The organism is Streptomyces sp. NPDC046862, from assembly GCF_040704615.1.
Classification (GTDB): domain Bacteria; phylum Actinomycetota; class Actinomycetes; order Streptomycetales; family Streptomycetaceae; genus Streptomyces.
The window spans coordinates 1-17,027 of record NZ_JBEYXP010000069.1 but is presented as its reverse complement, the minus strand read 5'-3'; the positions used below and the strand labels follow the sequence as shown (position 1 = coordinate 17,027).

The following is a 17,027-nucleotide window of genomic DNA, read 5'->3' as shown; positions in this document are numbered from 1 at the left end:
GGCCGCGCGGCCGTCCTGCTCAAACGGCGCCATGCCTGAGCCCGTGGCCGCCGCCACTTCGCCGACCCCGCCCGTACCCCTCCGGCGCACCGGCGGGTAGCCCTGCTGTCCGTACAACAAGGGGACGATGAAGTCATGATGGGCCCGGCTTCGCTGCGACGGGTGATCAGCCCTCACCCGCGGCTGCTGGATGCCGCCCTTGCCACCCTCCTGGGTACAGGCGGCGTGCTGTACATGCTCCTCCGGAGAGTGCCCGGCGGCGGGTCACTCCGGGGTGTCGACGCCGTAGCGGCTGGGGCCGCCTTCCTGCTGGTGCTGGTGCGCCACCGGGCACCGCTGCCCGTCCTGGCGCTGTCGGTGCTCGGCGAGATCGCCATCACCGCCGTGACTTCCAGTGCGTCGCCCGTGCTCGGTGCCGCCGCGCTGATCTCGGTCTATACCGTGGCCCGTACGGTCCGTCGGCGGGTCGCGCTGATCGCGGCCGCCATCACCGCCGTCGCCCTGTACTTCGTCGTCGCCCATCCGATGGATCCGACATCCAGAACGGAGGGCGCCGGAGTCCTCGCCTGGGTCGGCATGTGCGCCGCGGTCGGGGCACCGTACGCATCTGGCGCGACTACCTGGCCGCGGTGGGGGAGCGGGCACGACGGGCGGAGGCGAGCAAGGAAGAAGAGGCTCGCCGCCGGGTCGCCGAGGAGCGGCTGCGCATAGCCCGGGAACTCCACGACGTGATCGCCCATCACATCGCCCTGATCACCCTTCAGGCGGGCGTCGCCGGACACCTCCTGCGCACCGAACCGGACCAGGCCGACACGGCACTCGGCCACATCCGCGACGCCGGCCGCACCGTCCTGGACGAACTGAGCTCCCTGCTGTACGTGCTACGGCAGCCGGACGACGAGACGGACGGGCCCCAACCGACCGAACCCGTCCCTGGCCTGTCCCGTCTCGGCCGGCTCCTCGAATCCGTGACCGCCGCCGGACTGGGCGTGCGCCACCGGCGGGCCGGGCGCTCGCGTCCCCTGCCGATCGCGGTCGACCTGGCCGCCTACCGCATCATTCAGGAGGGGCTGACCAACGCTCACAAGCATGGCGGCCACGCCGTCGCGGACCTGCTCGTCGACTACCGGACCGACGCCCTGCACATCGAAATCTCCAGCCCGCTACGCACAGGCTCATCTGCGGCCCCGGCCGCCGTGGGTACCGGACACGGGCTGACAGGCATGCGCGAACGCGCCCACGCCGTGGGCGGCAGCATCCACGCCGGAGCGCAAGCCGACGGCCGTTTCCGCCTGGACGCACGGCTACCGCTGCCCGAACCCGAAGAACCGGCGGACGCCAGGCCATCACGTCGGCCCCACCTTGGTGCCAGCGAGGGGCCGCGGTACCACGTGGCACAGGTTGTACATACCGTCCGTGGGCGTCCGGGCAGTCCAAAACGGGCGCGTAATGCCAGGTCAGAGGCTCCTGGTCCGGGGGGGCGATGCAGTTGGTGACAGGCGTGTGAGAGCGGCACTTGATGAGAAGGCCCGCGGGTGCGGCCCGGCGGGGCTTCCGAACATGTGGGTTACAACGCCGGCGCGGGCGCCGTTGCACTCGGTCGTCCTCTTGGGAGCCACCCGAAGCAAGGACACAGCGACGGCACGCGTTATGCGGCCGATGCGCAACACACGACCCAGGGACTTGGTGCGATCAACCAGGACACATCCGCTAGCTGGCGCAAAGTCCAGCATCTCCTGATGCGAGGCCAGCCTGAAGTCGTCCTGCACAGGCTGGCCCTCGCTGCGGCAGGCTCAGGGGAAACAGCGGTTGACCACCCCGTTCTCCGGCTCCTCCGCAGCGGTTCGGGCGTCCCCGTTGCTCGGCGGGCGGTCGATGCGGCGGCAGTGACTTGGTCGGTCGGGGCCTGGGCAGGCGGCTCCCGGGAGCGGTGCAGGAATCCTGCCCGAGTAGCCGACCCACCGCACGGCGGCACGCCCCGGTGCGAAATACTCTCCCGATGAGTTCACGCACTTCCCCGATCAGCCAGCCGATCACGATACGGAGGGCCGTTGCGCGGGATGCCAAACGGCTCACGCGGCTCGTGCGTGGCTCAGGCGCCTATGCGGGTAAGTACGCAGCCGCAGTCGCGGGCTTCCGAGTCGGGCCTGATTACATCGAGGCCCACCGCGCCTTTGTGGCCGTCGGCGCCGACGAGCATGAAGGCCGGGTCCTCGGGTTCTACTCGCTCGTCCTCGCTCCACCGGAGCTCGACCTGCTGTTCGTCGCCGACGAAGTGCAAGGACGGGGTATTGGACGGCTGCTCGTCGCGCACATGCAGTCCGAGGCCCGTGCCGCCGGGCTCGACCGTGTCAGGGTCGTGTCGCATCTTCCCGCCGAGGACTTCTACCACCGCGCAGGTGCAGTGCGGATCGGGACCGCGCTCGCGAACCCGCCCGCCGTGCCGTGGGACCGTCCCGAATTCGAGTTTCGCATGTCTTCGGAATGACCAGGTTTGCCGGTTTGCAGGGCACCCGGCTTCGCTTGCATGGTGGCCGGCATGCAGAGCCGCTGGACGCCGCGCGTTCCGTGTGTCCCGAAGTAATCGACGGCTGTCTCTCGGGCACCGGACTGGCTTTCGCAGCGTGACGGCGGTTCTCCGCCTGGGGCTGGAGGGTCGGCCTGAACGGTGATGGGGCAGGATGCACACGCCAGACCGGCACCAGAGAGAGCGAGACCGGCGATGGCCGAACCAGGCGCGGTGGACCTGATCCACTTGGAGGACGCGGATGGCGACCGCTGCATCGTTCGCGTGACCGGCCGCTACAAGCACGATGTGCTGACGACTCACGACGTTCTCCAGGCTGAGGTCTTGGCGCACGCCAGTTTCGTCGATGCCCGGCTGGAGCTCTGTCTCTTCCAGCGGGACCTCGACGCTTGGCAGCAGGAGCTGGCTGGCCTCGCTCCGGGCAGGGGCGCGAGCATCGGTGGCGATCGCGGGCTGAATCTCGTTCTCCACATGCAAGAGGACCGCTCTCTGGCCATAACGGTCCTCGATCCTGACCGCCTTATGGCGGTGCTATGGATCCGACCGCAGGAGAACTGGACAGACGAGCACCAGGACCGACTGGAGCAGGTCCGGCAGACCTGGCCCAGTGAGGCCCCCATGACCTACGAATGGCGTCCCTCGCAGGGGAGCTGAGCGGTACCGCTTCGCCCCGCGAGACCGACATCACGAGTTCAGGTTCCGTGGCTTCCCTGCATGTATATGCGCAGGAACAGGATGGTCGGCCGAAGACCTTCACCCTGCCCGAACGCCGGGAGATCAAGAAGATCGCCAAGTCGAAGGCGGTCGAACACGGCCTGCCCTTCTCGACCTGGAGCCTGGACAAGCCGGCCGACTTCCTGGTCGCCGAGGGGGTGGTCGACGACATCAGCCACGAGGGCCTTCGGGTCCTGCTCCGCGAGGAGGGCGTCTCGTTTCAACGCATATAAGCCTGGAAGACCTCCCACGACCCGGACTACGCGGCGAAGAAGGCGCGTCGAGCACCTCTACGCCATCGCCGACGGCGAGGTCATACCCGAGGACGGCGAACCCAAGGTCATCTCATGCCTCGACGAGTTCGGCCCGCTCAACCTCCAGCCCCACCCCGGTCGGCAATGGGCCAAGCGCGGCGGACGGCACAAGGAGCCCGACCGGGAACCCCGACCCCGCCGACGGGCGACCTGCACCCGCACGGGGCCGCTACTTGCGCAGCCTTCACGCGCCCGAGACCCGCATCGCGATCGTGCTCGACAACTCCTCCCCGCACCTGACCACGAAGAAGGACACCCGGGTCGGCGACCGGGCCACGGCCAACAACGTCGAGTTCGCCTACACGCCGACAACCAGTTCCTGGCTGAACCGCATTGGGGACCAGCCCACAAGGAATGGGTTCGCCGTGTCCGGGAAAGAGATCGTGAGTACGGTCGGCGCTGGAGATCCCGCAGCAGACGCGCAAGGGGGAGCGGTGGCACCGCGTATCGGCCTGTACTTTCCGTACGTTCATATCCGGGACGCCGCGTGGGTCAAGGCCACCGCGCTGTACTGGCCGGCGCTGGCGCGCGTCGCCGCGGCCGAGTATCCGGTCCACGACTCCGACACCGTCCGTGCTCTCGCGGACGGACTCGACTTCATCCAGCAGCTGCCTCCGGGCCCGGCAGCCGAAGCGGTCGCCCCGCACTTCATCAACGTCATCCGCGAGCGCCACGTCGAGCTGCACCGCTACTTTGGCGTGTCCCCCGAGGACATCGACGAGAGCGACCCGAGCAATCCGCAGTGGCGAGCGGTGAACCGCTACTCTCTCCCGGGGGAGGTCTGGCGGCCGCGTGACGAGCGGACGTCCCTGGTCGAGGTGCACTGGGATGAATTCGCTCCTGACCTGCGCCAGGTGCTGCTCGATTCCCAGCTGGGCCTGAACACCCGCCGCCCCACCCTCATGTCCGGCGACGTGGAGTACGACTGGATGTCGGTGGACCCGAAGCTCGCCTGGGTCTACAAGTTGGCGCTGACGGAGGAGCTGGCCCGGCGGCACGGGCTGACGCCGATCACCGACAACCCCGCCTCCCAACGGCAGGTGCACGACTGGGATGAGGCGCGGATCTTCGCTGAGCTCTTCGATCACCACCCGCACGACTGGCGCCCAGTATCCGTGGTCGGCATGCTGACCGCACAGCTCCCGCTGCCCGAGGGGATCGCGGACGTACCCGTCGGCGACATCATCAAGCTGCGCACCGACTACCGACCCGAGTTCGACCGCTTCGTCGACGCCCTCGACGCGGCCGCCGCCGAGCTGACCAGCTCCCTCCTGGAAGAACAGGATCCGCAGATCGTCGCCCTCCACGTGGCGCATGTCCGCCGGACGCACTTCGAGCAGCCACTCAACGACCTCAAGGCGGCGATCAAAGGGCTCAAGCTCGGCACGGGACTCGGGTTGGTGAACCTGCAGACGCAACTGCCCGCCTTGGGAGCCATCGGCGGCGCGGCAGCGCAGTGGCCGGCCGTCACGGCCACATCGATCGGCTTCGGTCTGGTCGGGCTCTACCACGTCACGGCCAAAGAACGCGACCGCATCCGGTCCGACTCGCCCGTCACCTACCTGCTGCAGGCCGAGAAGGTGGCCGACCCGCCCTCCTTCATCAACCGATGGACGATCGCAGGCGCCCGCGGTCTCGGCATCAACATCTAGTGGGATTCAGTGGCTACTCGTAGCGCCAGGTCTGATGCACCGATACCGCTTCGCGCCTTTCGGGTCACCAACCGTCAACAGCGCCACCAGCAGCGGCTCGTTGTCCGCTGCGTCGCCTTCGACGCGCGCCAGACCCTGGAAGCGCTCGTCTCCATGCAGGACGGGCAGGGCGGAGCCGAGCTGCCGCTGCAACTCATCCCACGATGTCGTGGTCCGCTCTCGCGCCGCCTTCTTCAACGCTCCCCGCACAGCGCCAGCCGCACTGGTGATGGCTGCGTCCGACAGCTGCGGACGCGCCGCCGGCGGCAGCCTTCTCGCCGGCTCCGGATCGTCGCGACGGCCGGACGGCCGGACGGCCGGGATGCGGCTCACGGGAAGTGCGCCGTTTCCGTCGGATGGACGACTTGCGTCGGCCGTCCAACATCAAGCCCCGCAGATACCACTCACCCTGGAGCCGTTCCACTTCCCCAGCCTCATGTCAGCAGGATGCCGCCACCAGGCGAGATCACCCCACGTAACGAAGAACTGCTAGATGTCGAGTACTTCAAGACCAACCGGTGCCAGGAGTGGAAGAAGCGGCTGAGACCCGGCGCCCGACGTCTGTTCCGGAACCAGCAGGGCAACTGTGGCCGCTGCATGCCTTTCTGGCACTCCGAGCGGCTGAACCGGGAGATCAAGCGACACTCCGACGTCGTCCAGGTCTTCCCGAACACCGCCGCCGTCACCCGCCTGGCCACCGCCGTCCTCGTCGAGCTCCACGACGAATGGATCGCCTTCCCTCGCTGCTACCTCTCCATCGAGAGCATGGACAGCCTCTGTCCAGACGACACCACCTACCTGCCCGGCACCGCCGAATGATCAGCTACACCACACCAAGTTCCCCCGCCTCCTGGGTTCCTGGTTCAACTCCGCTGTCCATCGCGTTGGCGAGAGCTGCTTGCATGTCGCGCATCGCGTCTGAGAGCTGCCGTCAGTCTGCGCGTGAGCGTGACGCGGAGCGCCCGGCGACTGAGCCTCATTGCGCAGACCGGCCCCACAGCGTGCGAGCCGTCTGCGATTGCTCGGGGTCCCAGTCGTTGCCGAATGTCGCAATCTGTTCCGCGTCGGTCAGGAGTATGCCGCGCTCGTGCGCCTGGCTCATTCGCGCCAGTCGTTCATCGACCCGCTGCAGCTCGCGAATGCGCTCCGCGAGCTGCGCACGTTGTTCAGGAAGGATGGCACTGACCTCCGGGCTCGCGTCGTCGGGATCGCGGTCCCGCCCCGGGTTCAGTGGCTGCTCAACTTCATGAGGCTGTCCGCCGCGTGCGTCCGCAACGGCAGGCAGGACGAACAGGATGGGCCGCGGCGAGATCGACTTGATGTGGGTGAGGAGTTCGAGGTTCATCATCGACCTGCTGCTCTGCTGCTCTGCTGCTCTGCTGCTCTGCTGCGCCGACGAGATCGCCGCCGCCGTGCTCCGGCTGTGCAGCCCCCGGAGCGTCCTGCGTCACCGGCGTCGCCCTGCCTGTCGACGGCGGATTCACCGCCCGGTGGACAACCGCTTCGGCCCTGTCCGTAACCGGCTCCTGAACCGGAGGAGGAAGTAACTGCCAGCCGGTTTAAGGGGGTTGAGATTATGCCCCCTATAAACACGACCTTCCTGCGGCATGACGATTCCGGTTTTGTGGGACGGACGAAGATCGAAAACGTCGGCGACGGCGGAACTGAGGACGCGTGCCCCAAGACACGGGGCAGTGCAGTGCCCGGCTCTGATTCCACGTCGGCGGAAACCCGGTCAAGTGCCGCCATCGGAGATTGTTATGCGTGCGACTCTCATGTACGGCGCCGGCGACGTCCGCGTCGAGGACGTCCCGGACTCCGTCGTCAAGCAGCCCACCGACGCGCTGGTCCGTGTCACCGCCTCCTGTATCTGCGGCAGTGACCTGTGGCCCTACGGCTCGATGAAGTCGGAAGACGGCCCGGCCCGGATGGGGCACGAGTTCATCGGCGTCGCCCAGGCCGACTTCTGGGACGGCGAGGCGGACGAGCGCGGCCAGGCCGAAGTGGTTTGCCTCCCGCTCGCCGACGGTACCCTCGCCAAACTCCCCGTCGCGGCGGACTCCGCCCTTGTCCCGTCCCTGCTCACGCTGGGCCGAGCAGATCGTCCTGATGGGCCGTCATCAGGCGCGCACCGGTCTCGGCCGGGAGTTCGGCGCCACCGACGTGGTCTCCGCACGTGGCGAAGAAGCCATCGCCCAGGTGCGGGAGCTGACCGGCGGGCACGGAACGCACGTGGTCCTGGAGTGCGTCGGCAACATGCCCGCCTATGAACGGGCCGTCGGTATCGTCCGTCCGGGCGGCGTCATCAGCCGGGTCGGCGTTCCGCAGCACGAGGAAGCACCGATCGGCTTCGGCGGCCTCATCCGCCACACCATCCGGCTGGCCGGCGGACCGGCGCCGGTCCAGGCCTATATCGAGGAACTGCTGCCCGACATCCTCAGCGGCGCCACCGAGCCCGGCAAGGTCTTCGCCACCACCACCCTCGATGGCGTCCCGGCCGGCTACCAGGACATGGCCGACCGCAAGAGGCTCAAGGTCCTCGTCAACAGCTGACCCCGGGCGCGGCCCGGAGAGGGGGCGGCCCCATCCGCGCCCCTGTTTCCGGGGGGCTGCCACTACCCCGACCGATCGGGACACACAAAACACCTGCGAACCACGACCCCTCATGACCTGCCGCGGTTGCGGCTGATCCGCCCAGTGATGCGAAGGCGTACCTATGTCCACTGAACCTGCGTCTGCTGTTCCACCCCCCACCGAACCGGGCGAGTCCTCCTCGGTCCCCACTCGGCGAACTTTCATGGCCACCACCACCGCGGTCGGTGGTGTCGCCGTCGCGGGTGGCGTGATCGGAGGGTCCTTCCTTGCCGGCTCGGAGGACGCGGCAGCTGCCGCGCCGCCCGCCAGCCGTGTGTCCCTGACGGTGAACGGCACCCGGCGGACGGTGACGGTGGACAACCGCACCTCGCTGCTGGACCTGTTGCGAGAGCACTTCGGTCTCACCGGTTCCAAGAAGGGCTGCAACGCCGGTGCTTGCGGTGCGTGCACGGTGCTGGTCGACGGACAGCGGCACAACGCCTGCCTGACCCTCGTGGTGCGCCTGGAGGGCGCCGAGATCACCACGATCGAGGGCCTGGCCGACGGTGACGAACTGCACCCGCTGCAGCAGGCGTTCATCGACGAGGACGCCTTCCAGTGCGGCTACTGCACCCCCGGCCAGATCATGTCCGGCGTCGGCTGCATCAAGGAGGGCCACACCGGCTCCCCGGAGGAGATCCGGGAGTGGATGAGCGGCAACATCTGCCGCTGCGGCTGTTACGTGAAAATCGCGCGCGCGGTCGAGAAGACCGCCGGCCGGAAGTAGAGGTGCGGCCGTCATGTTTCCCTTCTCCTATACCCGTGTCTCCGGCACGCGTGAGGCTCTCGACGCCGGTCGCCGCGGCGGCCGTTACATCGCAGGGGGCACCACCCTGGTCGACCTGATGCGCGAGACCGTGGAGCGCCCCGAGAGCCTGGTCGACATCAGTGGCCTGCCGTTGCGCGAGGTCAGGGCCACCGAGGGTGGCGGTCTGCGGATCGGTGCGCTGGTGACGATGGCCGAGACCGCCGCCCACCCCAAGGTGCGCGCCCTGTTTCCCGTCATCTCCCAGTCGCTGGAACTGAGCGCCTCCGCCCAGCTGCGCAACATGGCGACCATCGGCGGCAACATCATGCAGCGCACTCGCTGCACGTACTTCCGTGACGTGACCGCCGTCTGCAACAAGCGTGACCCCGGCTCGGGTTGTGCCGCGCTGAAGGGCCACAACCGCAGCCACGCGATCCTCGGCACCTCCGACGCCTGCGTGGCCACGCACCCCTCCGACGTCGCCGTGGCGTTCACCGCCCTGGAGGCGACCGTGCACCTGGAGGGCCCGGACGGGGAGCGCCGTGTGCGCTTCGGCGACTTCCTGCTGCGGCCAGGCAACACCCCCAACCGTGAACAGTCCATCCGGCAGGGTGAGTTGATCACCGCGGTCGAGATCCCCGCGCTCCCGCGTCCGCTGAGGTCGGGCTACCTGAAGGTGCGTGACCGGCAGTCCTACGAGTTCGCTCTGACGTCTGCGGCCGTCGCGCTGCACGTGCGCGGCGGGGTGATCCGCGAGGCGAAGGTCGCCGCCGGAGGGGTGGGTACCGTGCCCTGGAAGCTGCCCGCAGTGGAGCGGCACCTGGTCGGCGAACGCCCCTCAGCAGCCTTGTGGGCGGCGGCCGCGGAGAAGGCGGCGGACGGGGCCCGTCCCCTTCGGCACAACCGGTTCAAGCCCGAGTTGCTCAAGCGGACCGTCGAGCGTCAGCTGCAGGTCGTGGGAGGTACGAAGTGAGTCCCCAACCCCAGGCCGCCGTCGGCGCCCCGCTGTCCCGGGTGGACGGACGGCTGAAGGTCACCGGTCAGGCCCTGTACGCCGCCGAGCACGACGTCGAGGGCGTCCTGCACGCGGTCATCGTCGACAGCAGTGTCGGCCTCGGCCGCATCACGTCCATCGACGCGGACGCCGCGCTGGCCCACCCCGGTGTGCTGAGAGTGATCAGTCACCGCGATGCGCCGAAGCTGCCGTACCTCGACAACTCCGGGTCGAACAACCCGGAGGGCCGGCGGCTGCGGGTCTTCCAGGACGACAGGGTCCTCTTCCACGGTCAGCCGGTCGCCGTCGTCATCGCCACCACCCTGGAGGCCGCCCAGCACGGCGCGAGCCTGGTCGAGGTCCGTTACGACGCGAAGAAGCCCTCGACCGACATGGCAGAGGCGAAGCCGGACGAGCCGACCAAGTACGCGCGCGGTGATGCCGCCGCCGGGCTGCGCGACGCGGCGGTGCGCATGGACCTGGACTACCGCATGGCGCGCAACCACCAGAACCCGATGGAGCCGCACGCCACCATCGCCCGCTGGAACGGCGACAAGCTGACCGTGTGGGACAAGACCCAGTGGGTGGTGGGCACCCAGACCGAACTCTCCAAGGTGTTCGACCTGCCCATGAAATCGGTGCGGGTCATCTCACCGTTCGTCGGGGGCGGCTTCGGCAGCGGGCTGCGCTGCTGGCCGCACACCGTGGTGGCCGCGCTCGCCGCCCGCGAGATGAAACGTCCCGTGAAAGTCGTCCTGAGCCGCAGGCAGATGTACTTCGGCACCGGCTTCCGGCCCTCCTACGACTACCGAGTGCGCTTGGGCAGTGACCGGCGGGGGCGCCTGGCCGCCATGGTGCACGAAATGGACGCGGAGACCTCGTCGTACGAGAAGTTCGAAGAGGCCATCATGCTCGCCGGCCAGATGTTCTACAGCACGCCCCACGTCAGCCAGGCGTACCGCAAGGTGCCGCTGGACGTGAACACCCCGATCTGGATGCGCGGTCCGGGCTTCGCCAACGCGTCCTTCGCCATCGAGTCGGCCATGGACGAACTCGCGAACCGGCTCGGTGTCGACCCGATCGAGCTGCGCCTGCGCAACGAGCCGGCCGAGGACGAGTCGAACGGACTGCCCTGGTCCACCCGCAGGCTGCGCGAGTGCTACACCGTGGGCGCCCGGGAGTTCGGCTGGAACCGGCGCAACCCGAAGCCCCGCTCGACGCGTGACGGCGACTGGCTGATCGGTCTGGGCATGGCCGCGGCCGTGTACGACCCCGGGCGTTTTCCGGCGCAGGCCCGGGTCCGTCTGGACGTCGACGGCACCGCGGTGGCCGAGGCCGCCACCAGCGACATGGGCCCGGGTACCTACACCTCCCAGACCCAGGTCGCCGCGGACGCGCTCGGGCTGGCCATGCGCGCGGTGACGTTCCGGCTCGGCGACTCCCTCTACCCGCCGACCCCGCCGCACGGCGGCTCGCAGACCATGACCGTCGTCGGCTCCGCAGTCCTCGACGCCTGCAACAAGGTGCGCGGCCAGGCGATCAAGCTGGCCGTCGAGGACGAGGAGTCGCCGCTGTACGGCGTCAAGGCCGACGACATCGTCGTACGCGGCGGCCGGCTGCACGTACAGGGCAACCCGGTCCGCGGCGAGACCTACCAGCGGCTGCTGACCCGCAACAAGCTCACCCACCTCGAAGCCGACGGCGCGTACGCGGGGGCGCCGGAGCCCGCGCGGCACTCGTACTTCTCCTACGGCGCGGTCTTCACCGAGGTGGCCGTGGACGCCACCCTCGGTCTGGTACGCGTGCGGCGGATGCTCGGTGTGTACGACGTGGGCCGCATCGTCAGCCCCAAGCTGGCGGACAGCCAGGCGCTGGGCGGCATGGTCGGCGGCATCGGCCAGGCACTGCTGGAACACACCGTCACCGACCACCGCGACGGCCGGATCGTGAACGCCGGCCTCGCCGACTACCTCGTCCCGGTCAACGCCGACATCCCCGACCTCAAGGCCATCTACCTGGAGGGCGAGGACCCCGACGCAGACCCGCTCGGCGTCAAGGGCATCGGAGAGATCGTCCAGGTCGGGGTGGCACCCGCCATCGCCAACGCGGTCTACAACGCCACCGGCCGCCGCATCCGCGAACTGCCCATCACCGCGGAGGCGTTGAACTGAGCCGGGGTGCTCCGGGCCGCGGAGGAGAAGCCCAGTCGCCCGGGGCACCCCATGCCCGTCCGGCTGGGGGTCCCCCACGCCTTCAAGGCAGTGGGGGAGTCCCCGCGTACGGCTGCCGGACCTAGCAGGGTCGACTACGCGTTCCCGCCCCCGCAGAGCACGACGGCGGCCCTTTCCCACACCCACGGAGACAGGTTCATGTGGAACATCGCGGACACACTGCACCGTTGGTGCCGCGAGGCACTCCCCTTCGCCCTGGCCACCGTCGTCGACGTCCACGGCAGCGCACCCCTGCCGGCCGGTACGTCGGTCGCGGTGGACATGGACGGCAACGCGGCCGGCAGCATCTCCGGCGGCTGCGTCGAGGGCGCCGTCTACGAGCTGTGCCAACAGGTACTCAAGGACGGGGGCGCGCCCCAGCGCGCCTGGTTCGGCTACTCCGACGACGACGCCTTCGCCGTCGGGCTGACCTGCGGCGGCGAACTCGACGTCCTCGTCCAGCGCATCGACCCCGCAGCGCAGCCCCACCTGGCCGCCGCCCTCGCGGAAGGCCTGCGGGGCAGGCCCACGGCGGTGGCACAGGTCGTCGACGGTCCCGAGGATCTCCTCGGCCGCACGTTGTGCGTCCTCGGTGACGGGGACGCGGCCCACGGAACGCTGGACGACGGCGAGGTGGACCGGGCGGTGACGGTTGAGGCCGGTGCCCTCCTACGGGCGGGACGTACCGCCCGCGTCGAGGTCGGAGGCGACGGGGACACCTGCCCCGAGAAGCTGTCCGTCCTCGTCCACGTCCACGCGTCCCGGCCGCGCATGCTGATCTTCGGTGCCGTCGACTTCGCCGCCGCCCTCAGCCGGATCGGGCACTTCCTGGGCTACCGGGTCACCGTGTGCGACGCGCGACCGGTCTTCGCCAACACGGCCCGGTTCCCAGAGGCGGACGAGGTCGTGGTCGACTGGCCGCACCGGTACCTGGAACGCACCGAGGTCGACGCCCGCACCGCGATCTGTGTCCTCACCCACGACGCCAAGTTCGACATCCCCCTGCTGCGCCTGGCGTTCGATCTGCCCGTCGGCTACGTCGGCGCGATGGGATCCCGGCGCACCCACGACGAACGGCTGCACCGCCTGCGCGAGGCCGGTGTGCCCGAGGAGAAACTGGCCCGGCTGCGCTCGCCGATCGGGCTCGACCTCGGCGCCCGCACACCTGAGGAGACAGCCATCTCCATCACCGCGGAGATCCTTTCCTACACCAACCATGCCACCGGTCTGCCGCTGTCCCACGGCACGGGACCGATTCACGGCCCCCTGGTCCGGAGCCAGGCCGGCGGTCGGACCGCCTCCTACGATGCGCCCGCACCCGCCGGCATGGGCCGCTGAGGGCAACCGGTCGGCCTGCGTGCAACGGGGCCGGAATCCTGTCTTGATGAGGGGCCTACGCGCTCATCGACACCTACGGCCGGCAGGCCACCGACCTGAGAGCCTCGCTGACCGACGTAGCGGTCTGTTGCGGAGCCCCCTGGACCGGGCGAGAAGTCCTTCCATGCCCGAGTCGACCGGTGGGTCAAACCTCGCGGCAACAACCTATTGACATGACATTTGGCTGGGCGGCATGGTTCTCGACTTAGAGGTGCGTTTAAAGCGCTCTAAATCCATCCATCATCCATTGCCATCTGCGCCGGCCTCCTCGACGGGGCTCCGGAGCGAAGGGAAGCCAGCCCGATGTCATTCGAAGTGCTGACCATGGGTCGTGGGGGAGTGGATGTGTATCCGCTCCTGGCAGGCGTGGGGCTGGCGGACGTCACCTCGTTCGGCATGTACCTGGGTGGCAGCCCCACGAACGTCGCGGTGGCGGCGGCGCGGTACGAGCGTTCGACTTCCGAGGACGAGGAAACCCCATGACCGTACGCGTAGGAGTGATCGGGGCCGGCTGGATCGGTCAGGAACACATTCGCAGACTCACCGAGACCGCGACCGGTGCCCAGGTCACCGCCGTCACCGACATCGACGCCGCCCGCGCCGAGGCGGCGGCGGCCAAGGTCGGCGCCCGCGTCCTGCCCGAGGGCGCCGCCGTGGTCGCGGCGGACGACGTCGACGCCGTCCTCGTCACGTCCTGGGGTCCCACGCACGCCGAGCACGTACTGAACGCGATAGCCGCCGGCAAGCCGGTCTTCTGCGAGAAGCCCCTCGCGACGACCGCGGAGGACTGTCTGCGCATCGTCGAGGCCGAGCGTGCCCACGGCCGCCGCTTGGTCCAGGTCGGCTTCATGCGCCGCTACGACGCCGGTTACCGCCAGATGAAGCAGGTCATCGACTCCGGCCGTATCGGCGAGCCGCTCGTGGTGCACTGTGCCCACCGCAACCCGACCGTGCCGGAGTCGTACCACACCGATATGGCCGCGCTCGACTCGGCGGTCCACGAGATCGACGTACTGCGCTGGCTCCTCGACGACGAGATCGTCTCCGCCCAGGTCGTTCTGCCGCGCTCCACGAGCAAGCGGTTCGAGCACCTGAAGGACCCTCAGATCATGCTCTTCGAGACCGCCAAGGGCGTCCGTATCGACCTGGAGGTCTTCGTCAACTGCCAGTACGGCTACGACATCCAGTGCGAGACCGTCGGCGAGGAGGGCCTCGTGCGGCTGCCCGACCCGGCCGCGGTGGGCGTGCGCACCGCCGGCCGGCACAGCACCGAGGTGCTCACGGACTGGGTGGGCCGCTTCGTGGACGCCTTCGACACCGAGTTCCGCGAGTGGATCGCCGATGTCGCCGTCGGCGACGAGCCCACCGGACCGTCCGCCTGGGACGGCTACGCCGCCACCGTCATCTCCAACGCGACCGTCGAGGCACGGAAGTCGGGCCGCATCGTCACCACGGACATGAAGCCCCGGCCCGCCTTCTACGGCGGCACCGAGTGAGGACCGCCCTCGGCTCCGGCGTCGTGCACGCCTGACACGAACGACACCCGGTCGGCCGTCCGCTCCTGAGTGCGGACGGCCGGCATTTCTTTGCGGGGCGAGGTGCCTCTCGCAGGTGACCAGAGCGAAGGGCATCCGCGGTGCGCCGCCGGGCAGCGTCGCTGCGTCCCCACACGAGTTTGTCCCTGCCCCCTCCAATTGCCCGCACGCCACAACACACGAGCGAGCTGCTCAGGGCGACTCAGCCCTGAGCGGCTCGCTCGGCAAGGGACTCCCGTGACGCTCCGTCAAGGGGCCTCACACGCTCATAGGTCGGCGCCGGCCTGGAGCTGGGCCAGTTCGGCTTCGAGGTGGGCCATGGCCTCGCCGCCGGCCATCAGATCGGTGATCTCCTCGCGGGTGCGCTCGCCCTTGTGGAAGTCGTCGGCCTTCTGGCCGCGGATGAGGACGGCGAAGTGGTCGCCGACCATCATCGCGTGCCGCACGTTGTGGGTGACCAGGATGACGGCGACGCCCTTGGCCCGCGCCTGCATGACGATGCGCAGTACGTGCGCGGCCTCCTTCACCCCGAGCGCGGCCGTCGGCTCGTCGAGGATCAGGACGTTGGCGCCGAAGTAGACCGCCCGCGCGATCGCGAGCGCCTGACGTTCACCGCCCGAGAGGCTGCCGACGAGGCGGTTGCCGTCGGTGACGCGGGTGATGCCGAGGGACTGCATCTCGCGTACGGCGATCTCCCCGGCCAGTTTCTTGTCGAAGAGCTTGAACGGGCCGAAGCCCTTGGTGGGTTCGGCGCCGACGAAGAAGCATCGGCCGACGCCCATCAGCGGGAAGGTGCCGCCGAACTGGTGCACGGTGGCGATGCCCTGGGTGCTCGCGTCCCGCGGGCTGTCGAATTCGACCGGCTTGCCGTTGACCTCGATGGTGCCGGAGGTCGGTTTGTGGAACCCGGAGAGGATCTTGATGAGGGTGGACTTGCCGGCGCCGTTGTCGCCCAGCAGGCACAGCACCTTTCCGGCGTCCACCTCCAGGGAGATGTCCTGCAGAGCGTGGGTGCCGAGGAACGACTTGTTGATGTCGGTCAGGCGCAGAAGGGGTGCGGTCATGGTCATGCCTTCTTCGCGGTGCGGGGCTTGTAGGACAGGGCGAGGCGGCGGAAGGTGTTGTTCATCAGCACCGCGGCCAGGATGAGGATGCCGAGGATCAGGCTGGCCCAGTCGGAGTTCCAGCCCGTGTAGTAGATCCCCTGGTTGACGATGGCGAACGTCAGCGTGCCCAGGACGACGCCGAAGACCGAGCCGTAGCCGCCGGTCAGCAGCACACCGCCGACGACCACCGCGATGATGGAGTTGAAGACGAAGGACTGCCCGTTGGCGACCTGGGCGCCGTTGTAGAGGATCGTCTGGATCACGCCGACGAGGGCGGCGCCGAAGCCGCTGGCCATGTAGAGGGCGATCTTCACCCGGTCGACGGGGATGCCGGTGGCGCGGGCACTCTCCTTGTCGCCGCCGATCGCGAAGATCCAGTTGCCGTACTTCATCAGCTGCAGCAGCACCGTGACCACGACGGCGATGCCCAGCCACCAGAAGATCGCGACCTCGAACTGACCGGCGATGAGTGTGCCGAACAGCGCCTTGGACAGCGGGTCGGGACTGATCGGAACGCTGGTGGTGCCGGTCGTGACCCGGGACAGGCCCAAGGTCAGACCCGCCATGCCGGACAGCGTCGCCAGCGTGATGACCAGGGACGGCACGTTGGTGCGGGTGACCAGGATCCCGTTGAGGAGACCGACCAGCAGCCCGAGCCCGAGCGCGAGCACGATACCCACGATCATCGGGGCGCCCCAGTACCCGGAGACGATCGCCAGGGTCATCGAGCTGCCCGCCAGCACCGACCCCACGGACACGTCGAGTTCACCGGCGATCATCAGCAGGCCGACCGGGATGGCGATGATGCCGAGCTCGGCCGCGATGTTCAGCCAGCTCGCCGCGCCCGCGGGGGCGAGGAACTTCTCACCGCCGAAGATCGCGAAGAAGACGAAGACGGTGATCGTTCCGATGAGCGCGCCCGCCTCGGGACGGTGTCGCAGCTGCCCCAGCACACTCTCGGACTGCTTTGGTGGGGCGGCGGCGTTCTCTCTCTCGGCTGTCGTGTCAGGAAGTGAGGTTGTCATCGGAGTGGTGTCACCTTCGTGGATCCGGATGCGGTGCGAGGGAAAGCCGGGGGAGGAGACCCGGACCGGGCGAGGAAGACGTCGTCCTTGGGCTCGCCGAACTTCACCTCCTCGCGGCAGCACGCGTGGTCGCTGACGACCCAGTCGACGGT

Annotated in this window: 14 protein-coding genes and 4 pseudogenes; 14 read left to right on the top strand and 4 right to left on the bottom strand. The window is 68.9% G+C overall.

Going from position 1 to position 17,027, the window contains the following annotated elements; genetic code table 11:
• The first annotated feature begins 135 nt into the window (after positions 1-135).
• From AB0959_RS46450 to AB0959_RS46425, 6 genes and pseudogenes are all read left to right on the top strand, one after another.
• The gene (locus AB0959_RS46450) at positions 136-711 is read left to right on the top strand and encodes a hypothetical protein (protein ID WP_366832973.1); all 576 of its coding nucleotides are present in this window, start codon (positions 136-138) and stop codon (positions 709-711) included.
• Positions 630-1,496, top strand: a complete 867-nt coding sequence (locus tag AB0959_RS46445) for a histidine kinase (RefSeq protein ID WP_366832972.1) — start codon at positions 630-632, stop codon at positions 1,494-1,496. The genes AB0959_RS46450 and AB0959_RS46445 overlap by 82 nt, the downstream gene beginning before the upstream one ends.
• 503 nt (positions 1,497-1,999) lie before the next feature.
• Positions 2,000-2,488 (top strand): GNAT family N-acetyltransferase, encoded by a 489-nt coding sequence (locus AB0959_RS46440; protein ID WP_366832971.1) that lies wholly within the window; start codon positions 2,000-2,002, stop codon positions 2,486-2,488.
• A 183-nt stretch (positions 2,489-2,671) separates the two neighbouring features.
• Positions 2,672-3,181, top strand: coding sequence for a DUF5959 family protein (locus AB0959_RS46435; RefSeq protein ID WP_366832970.1), 510 nt, complete (start codon positions 2,672-2,674; stop codon positions 3,179-3,181).
• Positions 3,151-3,890, top strand: a pseudogene (locus tag AB0959_RS46430) (IS630 family transposase); the annotation flags it as partial. The gene AB0959_RS46435 and the pseudogene AB0959_RS46430, both read left to right, overlap by 31 nt.
• A gap of 30 nt (positions 3,891-3,920) precedes the next feature.
• The gene (locus AB0959_RS46425) at positions 3,921-5,207 is read left to right on the top strand and encodes a DUF6236 family protein (RefSeq protein ID WP_366833013.1); all 1,287 of its coding nucleotides are present in this window, start codon (positions 3,921-3,923) and stop codon (positions 5,205-5,207) included.
• Between the two features lie 6 nt (positions 5,208-5,213).
• Here AB0959_RS46425 and AB0959_RS46420 read toward each other — a convergent pair whose 3' ends face one another.
• On the bottom strand, positions 5,214-5,579 hold the full coding sequence (locus AB0959_RS46420) for a hypothetical protein (RefSeq protein WP_366832969.1): 366 nt from the start codon (positions 5,577-5,579) through the stop codon (positions 5,214-5,216).
• Between the two features lie 282 nt (positions 5,580-5,861).
• Between AB0959_RS46420 and AB0959_RS46415 the strand changes: the two are divergent.
• Positions 5,862-6,065, top strand: a pseudogene (locus AB0959_RS46415) (transposase); the annotation flags it as partial.
• A gap of 157 nt (positions 6,066-6,222) precedes the next feature.
• Here the strand turns inward: AB0959_RS46415 and AB0959_RS46410 are convergent.
• A complete protein-coding gene (locus tag AB0959_RS46410; RefSeq protein WP_366832968.1) occupies positions 6,223-6,594 on the bottom strand; it encodes a hypothetical protein in 372 nt (123 codons plus the stop codon).
• Between the two features lie 412 nt (positions 6,595-7,006).
• On the opposite strand from AB0959_RS46410, the pseudogene AB0959_RS46405 reads away from it, so the two are divergent.
• The 7 genes and pseudogenes from AB0959_RS46405 to AB0959_RS46375 all read left to right on the top strand — a co-directional run bounded on the left by AB0959_RS46405 (position 7,007) and on the right by AB0959_RS46375 (position 14,705).
• Positions 7,007-7,799, top strand: a pseudogene (locus AB0959_RS46405) (zinc-binding dehydrogenase).
• Between the two features lie 163 nt (positions 7,800-7,962).
• Positions 7,963-8,607: a (2Fe-2S)-binding protein gene (locus tag AB0959_RS46400; protein ID WP_366832967.1), complete on the top strand. Its 645-nt coding sequence runs from the start codon at positions 7,963-7,965 to the stop codon at positions 8,605-8,607.
• Positions 8,608-8,620: 13 nt separating this feature from the next.
• Positions 8,621-9,601, top strand: a complete 981-nt coding sequence (locus AB0959_RS46395) for a xanthine dehydrogenase family protein subunit M (protein ID WP_366832966.1) — start codon at positions 8,621-8,623, stop codon at positions 9,599-9,601.
• A complete protein-coding gene (locus AB0959_RS46390; RefSeq protein WP_366832965.1) occupies positions 9,598-11,793 on the top strand; it encodes a xanthine dehydrogenase family protein molybdopterin-binding subunit in 2,196 nt (731 codons plus the stop codon). The genes AB0959_RS46395 and AB0959_RS46390 overlap by 4 nt, the downstream gene beginning before the upstream one ends.
• A 198-nt stretch (positions 11,794-11,991) precedes the next feature.
• Positions 11,992-13,170 carry an XdhC/CoxI family protein gene (locus AB0959_RS46385; protein WP_366833012.1) on the top strand — a complete coding sequence of 393 codons (1,179 nt, stop codon included), beginning with the start codon at positions 11,992-11,994 and terminating at the stop codon, positions 13,168-13,170.
• 342 nt (positions 13,171-13,512) lie between these two features.
• A pseudogene (locus AB0959_RS46380) lies at positions 13,513-13,662 on the top strand (5-dehydro-2-deoxygluconokinase); the annotation flags it as partial.
• A 26-nt stretch (positions 13,663-13,688) separates the two neighbouring features.
• Complete coding sequence (locus AB0959_RS46375) at positions 13,689-14,705, top strand: Gfo/Idh/MocA family oxidoreductase (protein WP_366832964.1); 1,017 nt, start codon at positions 13,689-13,691, stop codon at positions 14,703-14,705.
• A gap of 305 nt (positions 14,706-15,010) precedes the next feature.
• Here the strand turns inward: AB0959_RS46375 and AB0959_RS46370 are convergent, their stop codons facing one another.
• Complete coding sequence (locus AB0959_RS46370) at positions 15,011-15,808, bottom strand: ATP-binding cassette domain-containing protein (RefSeq protein ID WP_366832963.1); 798 nt, start codon at positions 15,806-15,808, stop codon at positions 15,011-15,013.
• 2 nt (positions 15,809-15,810) lie between these two features.
• Positions 15,811-16,875 carry an ABC transporter permease gene (locus AB0959_RS46365; protein WP_366832962.1) on the bottom strand — a complete coding sequence of 355 codons (1,065 nt, stop codon included), beginning with the start codon at positions 16,873-16,875 and terminating at the stop codon, positions 15,811-15,813.
• Positions 16,876-17,027 lie beyond the last annotated feature (152 nt).